7 protein-coding genes and 4 tRNA genes are annotated in these 7,803 nt (G+C 68.9%); 6 read left to right on the forward strand and 5 right to left on the reverse strand.

Annotated features, from left to right (window positions below):
• Window positions 1-111: 111 nt before the first annotated feature.
• Window positions 112-714 carry a DUF937 domain-containing protein gene (locus ACWF62_RS02910; RefSeq protein WP_452629365.1) on the reverse strand — a complete coding sequence of 201 codons (603 nt, stop codon included), beginning with the start codon at window positions 712-714 and terminating at the stop codon, window positions 112-114.
• Between the two features lie 129 nt (window positions 715-843).
• Here ACWF62_RS02910 and ACWF62_RS02915 point away from each other — a divergent pair, with 129 nt between their 5' ends.
• A complete protein-coding gene (locus ACWF62_RS02915) occupies window positions 844-1,431 on the forward strand; it encodes a hypothetical protein (protein ID WP_452629366.1) in 588 nt (195 codons plus the stop codon).
• 13 nt (window positions 1,432-1,444) lie between these two features.
• On the opposite strand, the gene ACWF62_RS02920 is transcribed toward ACWF62_RS02915, so the two are convergent.
• From ACWF62_RS02920 to ACWF62_RS02930, 3 genes are all read right to left on the reverse strand, one after another.
• On the reverse strand, window positions 1,445-1,900 hold the full coding sequence (locus tag ACWF62_RS02920) for an SPW repeat domain-containing protein (RefSeq protein WP_378509057.1): 456 nt from the start codon (window positions 1,898-1,900) through the stop codon (window positions 1,445-1,447).
• Between the two features lie 110 nt (window positions 1,901-2,010).
• Complete coding sequence (locus ACWF62_RS02925) at window positions 2,011-2,400, reverse strand: hypothetical protein (RefSeq protein WP_378509056.1); 390 nt, start codon at window positions 2,398-2,400, stop codon at window positions 2,011-2,013.
• A 268-nt stretch (window positions 2,401-2,668) separates the two neighbouring features.
• Window positions 2,669-2,744: transfer RNA gene (locus tag ACWF62_RS02930), tRNA-Lys, on the reverse strand.
• A gap of 94 nt (window positions 2,745-2,838) precedes the next feature.
• On the opposite strand from ACWF62_RS02930, the gene ACWF62_RS02935 reads away from it, so the two are divergent.
• From ACWF62_RS02935 to ACWF62_RS02955, 5 genes are all read left to right on the forward strand, one after another.
• Window positions 2,839-3,852, forward strand: a complete 1,014-nt coding sequence (locus ACWF62_RS02935) for a magnesium transporter CorA family protein (protein WP_378570154.1) — start codon at window positions 2,839-2,841, stop codon at window positions 3,850-3,852.
• 246 nt (window positions 3,853-4,098) lie between these two features.
• A complete protein-coding gene (locus tag ACWF62_RS02940) occupies window positions 4,099-4,797 on the forward strand; it encodes a ScbR family autoregulator-binding transcription factor (RefSeq protein ID WP_378570155.1) in 699 nt (232 codons plus the stop codon).
• 81 nt (window positions 4,798-4,878) lie between these two features.
• Window positions 4,879-4,951: transfer RNA gene (locus ACWF62_RS02945), tRNA-Glu, on the forward strand.
• Window positions 4,952-5,046: 95 nt separating this feature from the next.
• Window positions 5,047-5,120: transfer RNA gene (locus tag ACWF62_RS02950), tRNA-Asp, on the forward strand.
• A 36-nt stretch (window positions 5,121-5,156) separates the two neighbouring features.
• Window positions 5,157-5,233: transfer RNA gene (locus tag ACWF62_RS02955), tRNA-Phe, on the forward strand.
• Window positions 5,234-5,301: 68 nt separating this feature from the next.
• On the opposite strand, the gene katG is transcribed toward ACWF62_RS02955, so the two are convergent.
• Window positions 5,302-7,530 carry a catalase/peroxidase HPI gene (gene katG, locus ACWF62_RS02960; protein WP_378570156.1) on the reverse strand — a complete coding sequence of 743 codons (2,229 nt, stop codon included), beginning with the start codon at window positions 7,528-7,530 and terminating at the stop codon, window positions 5,302-5,304.
• Between the last annotated feature and the right edge of the window lie 273 nt (window positions 7,531-7,803).

The following is a 7,803-nucleotide window of genomic DNA, read 5'->3' on the forward strand; positions in this document are numbered from 1 at the left end:
GCTCATGGCGCTACGAGGTCACGTCGACCACCCTGCGAACCATCGCGGTGGAGCGGCGTGTCGTTACGTGGCCGACGGCAGCGCAGCACGGGTGCCGCCGGCCACGCGCGACTATCGGCGACCGCCGCCGAGCAGGCCGCCGAGCAGGTCACCGAGGCCGCCGCCGCTCTTGCCGCCGCCGCCGAGCAGGCCGCCGAGGACGTCGCCGAGCCCGCCGCCGCTCTTGCCTCCGCCGCCGAGCAGGCCGCCGAGCAGGTCGCCGAGCCCGCCGCCCGGTGCGGCGGACGCCGCCTGCGTCCCGCCCGCACCGCCGCCACCGAACTGCTTGGCGACGAACGTGAGGACCAGCGGCGCGAGGAGGGGCAGCAGCTTGGTCATCAGGGAACTGCCGCTCGCCCCGTCGAGGCCGCCGAGCGTGCTGGCGACCTGGTTCGCGTTGTCGCCGAAGACGTGGCCGACGATCTTCTCGCCGTCGGCCTCGTCGACCTGAGCGAGATCGACCCCGCCGTCGAGCAGCGAGCTGGACTGGTGCTGGGCGAGGGCTGCCTCGAGGGAGGCGGCGCCGCTCGCGTCCTGTGCGTTGGCTTCGAGGCCGCCGAGGAGCGTCGGGACCGCGGATTTCACGGCCGCCGTCGCGGTCGCCTCGTCGACGCCGAGTTTGGCGGCGATGTCCGCGATCGGGATCTGGGCGAGAAGTTCGTCGAGGGAGGCCATGGTGCTCGCTTTCGTGCTGGGGTTCGCGATGGACAAACCTTCTCGATGCACCGTATTGGACGAATCCGGCGCAGAGGTGGATCGTCGTGTCGCGTGGCGCGTGTCAGTTCCGCGGGCGAGGATGGACGGATGAGCACGAATGAGGTGCCGACCGCCCCGCGCTCCGGTATGCCGCCGTGGTTGCGGAAGACGATCTGGGGCCTAGTGCTCGTCGTCGTCCTTGTCGTCACCTACTTCGTTCTTGCCGCGTTCCTGCCCCGGTGGTGGGCGCAGCAGGCCGGGTCGCTCGCCGCGGCAAGCATGACCCGAGGGATTCTGTGGGGCCTGACCTTCGGGTTCGTGTGCACGCTGGTGCCGCTGGCTCTGTTCGCTGCGGCGTGGCGATCCCGACGGTGGCGGTACGCGAAGGTGACGGTGGTCGCGGCCCTCGTCGCCGCCCTGCTGATTGCCGCGCCGAACCTGCTGACGTTGTCGGTCGTGGTCGGCACCAACTCCGCCGCGCATGCGGGTGAACGGATCCTCGACGTCGACGCCCCTGGCTTCCGCGGGGCAACGCTGGTCGGGGTTGTGGTCGGCGCGCTCGTCTTCGGTGTCCTGGTCTGGTTGACGCTGCGGTACCGCAGGCGCGGTGACCAGCTGTCCCGGCTGCGCGAGGACGCCCGGCAACGGGAGGAGCGCGAGCGGGAGGACCGCGAGGAGACGCCGCCGTCGGCCTGACGGCCGGATCGACTCACCGCCCGCGAGGCACCCACGGGTCGGCGATCGGGGACCGACGACGGTGTCGCGCCGGGGCGGGCTCGTCCCGGCGCGCGAGCAGTCCCAGCACGCCGACCGCGAGGACGACGGCGCCCGCGACGACGGCAACGGCCGTCGCCGCCGTGGTGCCGTCGGGGAATGCCATCGCGAGCGGGGTCACGAGCAGCGCCAGCCCGAGGACCACGAGAGCCCAGTGGCTGGTGCGTGATTCGGTCGTCATCGCCCACAGCCCCGCCGAATAGGCGATCAGCCCGAGGATCAGGATGGTCCCGGTGACCGCCTGATCGCCCTGGGTCGGTAGCCACAGGCTGAGCAGGACGAGGGCTACACCCGTCGTCACCACAAAGACGTCCCTACGCACCTCGCTGGCGTGTGCGGTGTCCCGGGTGCGCGTGTACATGTTGTTCGCGTCAGCGACATCCACGGTCATGGCGGCCTCCCTGAATCCGGACCTCTGGAGACCATTCTGATCCCGCAGCGTGTGGGATGTCGACCCACTTCGCCGGGGTCGCCCGGATTGCCGGATCCGGGCCCGAAAGATCAGGAGGCCGGGGCGCGCAGTCGATCGAGGGTGCGCTGCGCGGCAGCTCGGGTCTGCTCGGCCGTCGGAGCGCAGGCGCGCGCCTGCAGGTGGCCGCGGCACAGGTCCTCGACGGTGTCGAAGCCCCCGGGCAGCCCGGCGGTCCGGCGGACCACCAGTCGGACCAGGCGCCCGAGTGATGCTGCCTGGTCGTCGGTGAGCGGGGACTCCGCCGCGTCTTCCAGGGTCCGGAAGGTGGCGTGCCCCAGGTCGGTGTCGCTGGAGCGGGTGGCGGCGGAATCGGCGATACGCGCACCGGTGCACGGTCGGTGCAGCGTCGCCGAACGCGGACGGGTCGCGGATGCGGGCCGGGTGTGGTCGATGCCGATGTGCCCGTGAGGAGACGTCATCTCCGCTCACCGCCTTTTCTGCCCTCGTCGAACCCTGACCGTGCCATGCAATCGCGTCGGTCTCGGCCGCGAATTTCGTTGATTCATGGCCAAGTTGGCCATTTCGCACCGATCGCCGCCCACCAAGTGGTATCAGACCCCGCCGGATACGGACATCCCCGCCCGCGGAACTTGAGGAAAGCGTTACCAAGTCGAGTCCGCCTGGTGGGGTGCCGCGCAGGTTCATCGAAAACGAAAAATCCCACCAGGCGTGGTTCCTGGTGGGCGGTGGTGCCCCCTCTCGGGCTCGAACCGAGGACCTGCGGATTAAAAGTCCGTAGCTCTACCAACTGAGCTAAAGGGGCAGTGCTGCAGCAGTCTAGTTGGCGCGCGGGGGCGGTCGGCCTCCGGGGCTTCGGGGCGGGCCGGGGTCAAGATGGTCGGGTCGAGGAGGTGGCGATGGCGTCAGCGAGCGTGCAGGTGTCCTGTCGGGTCCGCAATCGGCTCTACGTCGACGGGGCGCTGGCCGGGGTTGACCTGCCGCTCGCGGATCTCGCCTCGCACCGGTCCGAGCAGAACGCCCTGATCTGGGTGGACCTGCTCGCCCCGTCGGTCGCCGACATTGTGGCGTTGTCGCCGTTGATCGGCGGGGAGGTCGGGTTGCATCCGCTCGCGGTCGAGGGCGCGGTGTCGGGTCGGCAGCGCCCCCGACTGGTGCGGTTCCGCGATCACAATCTGCTGCACGCCCGCGCGGTCCGCATGCAGGCCGGGTCCGACGACCTTGCCGGGACCGACGTCTCGATCTTCATCCTGCCGCGGGCCCTCATCACGATCCGCGGCGACGACGGATTCGCGATCGACCCGATCCTGGATGACTGGGACGACAACCCGGACCTGACGTCATACGGGGTGGGGTTCCTGCTGCACAGCGTGCTCGACAACCTGGTCGACGGGTACTTCGCCGCGATCGACCTGCTCGACGACCAGATCCAGAATCTCGAGGACGCGCTGCTGCTCGGGGAGGGCCCGAAGAATGCGGTCCAGTTGCGCAGTTTCGTGTTGCGAAAGGCGGTCGCCCACCTCGGGCGGGCGGTGTTGCCGATGAACGAGGCGTTGAGCGCACTGCTCCGGCAGGGGGCGCATGTACTCGACGGGGACCTGGTGCCGTACTACCAGGACGTGTACGACCACACGCTCCGCGCGACCGAACGGATCGACGGGATGCGCGACACGATCGAGTCGATTCTCGCGACACATCTTGCGATGCAGGGAAATTCGCTGAACGAGATCATGAAGAAGCTGACCGCCTGGGCGGCGATCATCGCGATCCCGACGGGGGTCACCGGCTACTTCGGACAGAACATCCCGTTCCCGGGATACGGCGACACCACTGGATTCTGGTTCAGTGCGGCATTGCTGCTCGTGCTGGGGTTGGGGCTGTGGTGGAACTTTCGCCGGCGGGACTGGCTGTGACGGGCCGCGGGGCGGAGAACTCGGGTGCGCACCCCCCTCCGGCGCACCCGAGCCAACCAAAGCGTACCACCTGGTGTGTTACGGCAGGTCGCTTACCTTACTTGCCGGTAGCATCTTGCGTCCCGTTCGGCGGTGTGGTGGTGCGCCCAAATCGCGGTTGCCGGGGTTAGGGTTGATCGAGGTCTTCTGTGGCCTGTCGGGGCGCACCAATTCGACTTGCAGGTTTCGGAGGCGGGACAAGCTCACATGGCACGTCAACAGGAACGCGCGCGGCGGACCCGCGCGGCGATCGTCGAGGCCGCGGCGGTCGAGTTCGCCCGACGCGGATACGCGGCGGCATCGGTGAACACCATCCTTGAGGGCTCCCATGCGACCAAGGGGGCGATGTACTTCCACTTCGATTCGAAAGAGGACCTCGCGCGCGCGGTCATGGCTGCCGCGCTCGAGCGGTACACCGAATCGACCGACCGGTGGAAGCGCGTCGATGCCGACCCCCTTCAAGTGCTGCACGCGATCATCGCCGAACTGGCGGACCGATTCGCCGACGAGGTGATCGTCCAGGCCGAGTTCCGGCTCATCATCGAGCCGGAGTTCTACTCCGACGTGCGCGCCGGGGGCAGTCAGGTGTGGGGACACACCGCGCACGAGCTGGTGCTGCGGGCCCAGCGGGAGGGTCTGCTGCGGCCGGATGCGGATCCGGTGGTGTTCTCCCGGGTGTTGGGGGCCTGCCTTGCCGGTCAGCGCTACATGCTCGACCTGACCACGGACAGCACCGGCCTGCGGGAGCGGTTCGACGAGGCATTCGAGGTGCTGCTGCAGGCGATGGCGGCCGAGGACTGGCTTGAGGCATGGCGCAGGGAGGGCTGGCAGGACCTCGCATCGCTCGCCACCGCCGCCGCAACGGCCGAAAACGCCTCGGAAACCGGCGATGACCAGCCGATTTGAGTTCTCCGAAAGATGTGTCCTAAGCTATGCGAGCTCCCAACGGAACAGCCGTTGAGGGTACTTGCCGGAGAGATCCGGCGGGCCCCCTTCGTCTAGCGGCCTAGGACGCCGCCCTTTCAAGGCGGTAGCGCGGGTTCGAATCCCGTAGGGGGTACGGATTTGGGAAGTAGCGGGTTCGCCTGCTAGGTTTCAAACCGAGCAAGACCGAGGGCCACAGCCAGTGGGTCTCACAATAAAGAGGTACAGCAAGGCCCTGTGGCGCAGTTGGTTAGCGCGCCGCCCTGTCACGGCGGAGGTCGCGGGTTCGAGTCCCGTCAGGGTCGCTTAGTAAGCGAAGGCATTCGGTTCGGGTGCCGCCCGGCCAGGTAGCTCAGTTGGTACGAGCGTCCGCCTGAAAAGCGGAAGGTCGCCGGTTCGATCCCGGCCCTGGCCACCAGGCCATGAAACTCCCAACTCATCCGAGTTGGGAGTTTCTGCGTTGTCGGGGACAGTGCTGGTCCGCGCTCAGTGAAGGTCGAATCGGTCCAGGTTCATCACCTTCACCCACGCGTCGATGAAGTCGTGCACGAATCGCGGACCCGCATCGTCGCAGGCGTAGACCTCCGCGAGGGCGCGCAGCTGAGAGTGCGAGCCGAAGACGAGGTCGACCGTGGTGGCCGTCCACCGGGCCACGCCGGTCCCGCGATCCCGGCCCTCGTAGACGTTCGCGTCGGACTCGGACGGGGTCCAGACCGTGCCCATGTCGAGAAGGTTGACGAAGAAGTCGGTGGTCAGCACGCCGGGCCGGTCGGTGAGGACGCCGTGCGGGCCGCCGCCGTGATTGGCGCCGAGGGCCCGGAGGCCACCCACGAGCACCGTCATCTCCGGCGCGGTCAGATCGAGCAGGTAGGCACGCTCTCGCAGCAACTGCTCCAGCGGAGCCTTTTCGTCGTCGCGGGCGTAGTTGCGGAATCCGTCGGCACGGGGTTCGAGGACCGCGAACGACGCCACGTCGGTGTCCGCCTGCGAGGCATCGGTACGCCCCGGCGCAAACGGCACCGTCACCTCGACGCCGGCGTCCTTCGCCGCCTGCTCGACGGCCGCGGACCCGGCGAGGACGATCAGGTCGGCCAGCGACACAGCCCGTCCTCCGCCTGCCGAGTCGTTGAAGTCCCGTCGAATCCGGTCAAGCACCGGCAGCACCTCGGCCAACTCGGTCGGCTGGTTCACCTCCCAGTCCTTCTGCGGTGCCAGCCGAATCCGTGCCCCGTTGGCGCCGCCGCGCTTGTCAGTGCTGCGGAAGCCTGCGGCCGCCGCCCACGCCGTCCGGACCAGCCGGTCCACCGACAGCCCCGACTGCAGCACGGCGGCCTTGAGCGTGGCGACGTCCCCGGCCTCGACCAGCGGGTGATCGACGGCGGGCACCGGGTCCTGCCAGAGTTGCGGTTCGGGCACCCACGGCCCGAGGTAGCGCGAGACCGGCCCCATGTCGCGGTGCAGCAGCTTGTACCAGGCCTTCGCGAAGGCGACGGCCAGTTCCTCGGGATGATCGAGCCACCGCCGGGTGATGTCGGCGTAGATCGGAGATTCGCGCAACGAGATGTCGGTGACCAGCATGGTGGGGGCCCGTCCCGGGCCGCCGAAGGGGTCCGGGATCGTGCCCGCTCCCGCACCGTCGCGCGCCACGTACTGCCACGCGCCCGCGGGGCTCTTCGTCAACTCCCACTCGTACCGATAGAGGATCTCGAGGAACGTGTTGTCCCACGTCGTCGGGGTTGGTGTCCACACCACCTCGAGCCCGCTGGTGATCGCGTCCGCGCCTGCGCCGGTGCCGTAGGCGCTCTTCCAGCCGAGCCCCTGCTCCTCGAGTGGGGCGGCCTCCGGCTCGGGCCCGATCAGGTCCGGGTCGCCAGCGCCGTGTGTCTTGCCGAAGGTGTGGCCGCCGACGATGAGTGCCGCGGTCTCCTCATCGTCCATCGCCATCCGCCCGAACGTTTCGCGGATATCGTGGGCTGCGGCAATCGGATCCGGTTGTCCCTCAGGGCCTTCGGGATTCACATAGATCAGGCCCATGGTCGTGGCGCCGAGCGGCTTCGCCAGTTCGCGCTCACCGCTGTAGCGCTTGTCGGTGCCAAGCCACTCGTCCTCGAGTCCCCAGAAGACCTCCTCGGGTTCCCAGATGTCCGGTCGACCGAACCCGAAGCCGAACGTCTCGAACCCCATCGACTCGAGCGCGCAGTTGCCTGCGAAGACGAGCAGGTCGGCCCAGGAGATCGACTGCCCATACTTCTGCTTGACCGGCCACAGCAGGCGCCGGGCCTTGTCCAGGCTGGCGTTGTCGGGCCAGCTGTTGAGCGGGGCGAAGCGTTGGGCGCCCTGTCCGGCGCCGCCGCGGCCGTCGGCGATGCGGTAGGTGCCCGCGCCGTGCCAGCTCATCCGGATGAACAGGCCACCGTAGTGGCCGTAGTCGGCGGGCCACCATTCCTGCGATGTCGTCATGAGATCGAACAGGTCGCGCTTGAGGGCCTCGACGTCGAGCTTCGCGAACTCGCTCGCGTAGTCGAAGTCCTCGCCCAGCGGGGTCGACCGGGACGAATGCGCGTGCAGGACCGACAGATCCAGCTGATTCGGCCACCAGTCCTGGTTGGTGTACGGGCGGTGTGCTCGGGGGGTTGGTGCGGCGATCACCGGATTCTCGCTGTCGCTACCCTCGGACCGGCGTTCCTTGGCGTTCGGCGTGCGTTCTTCGGACACGGCGTTCCTTCCCGGAGCGGATGAATCGACCCGTGCTCACGAAGGCGAGCGGGGCCTTCGAGACGTTGTGGATACCTAGTCAGAATGGCACTTTTCCGGAATCAGTCAACAGTCGTCTCGGCCCGGAGCGGAACGGTTCTGCCGTGGGAGGTCACGGAAACGGCGCGGGGCCACCCCCCCACCCCCGCCCACCCCCCCCCCCGACCCCCGCCCCCCTTTCCTCCGCCCCCCCCCCTCCCCCCCCCCCACCCCCCCCCCCCCCCCCCCCCCCCC

The sequence above is a fragment of the Rhodococcus sp. NPDC054953 genome (assembly GCF_053609225.1).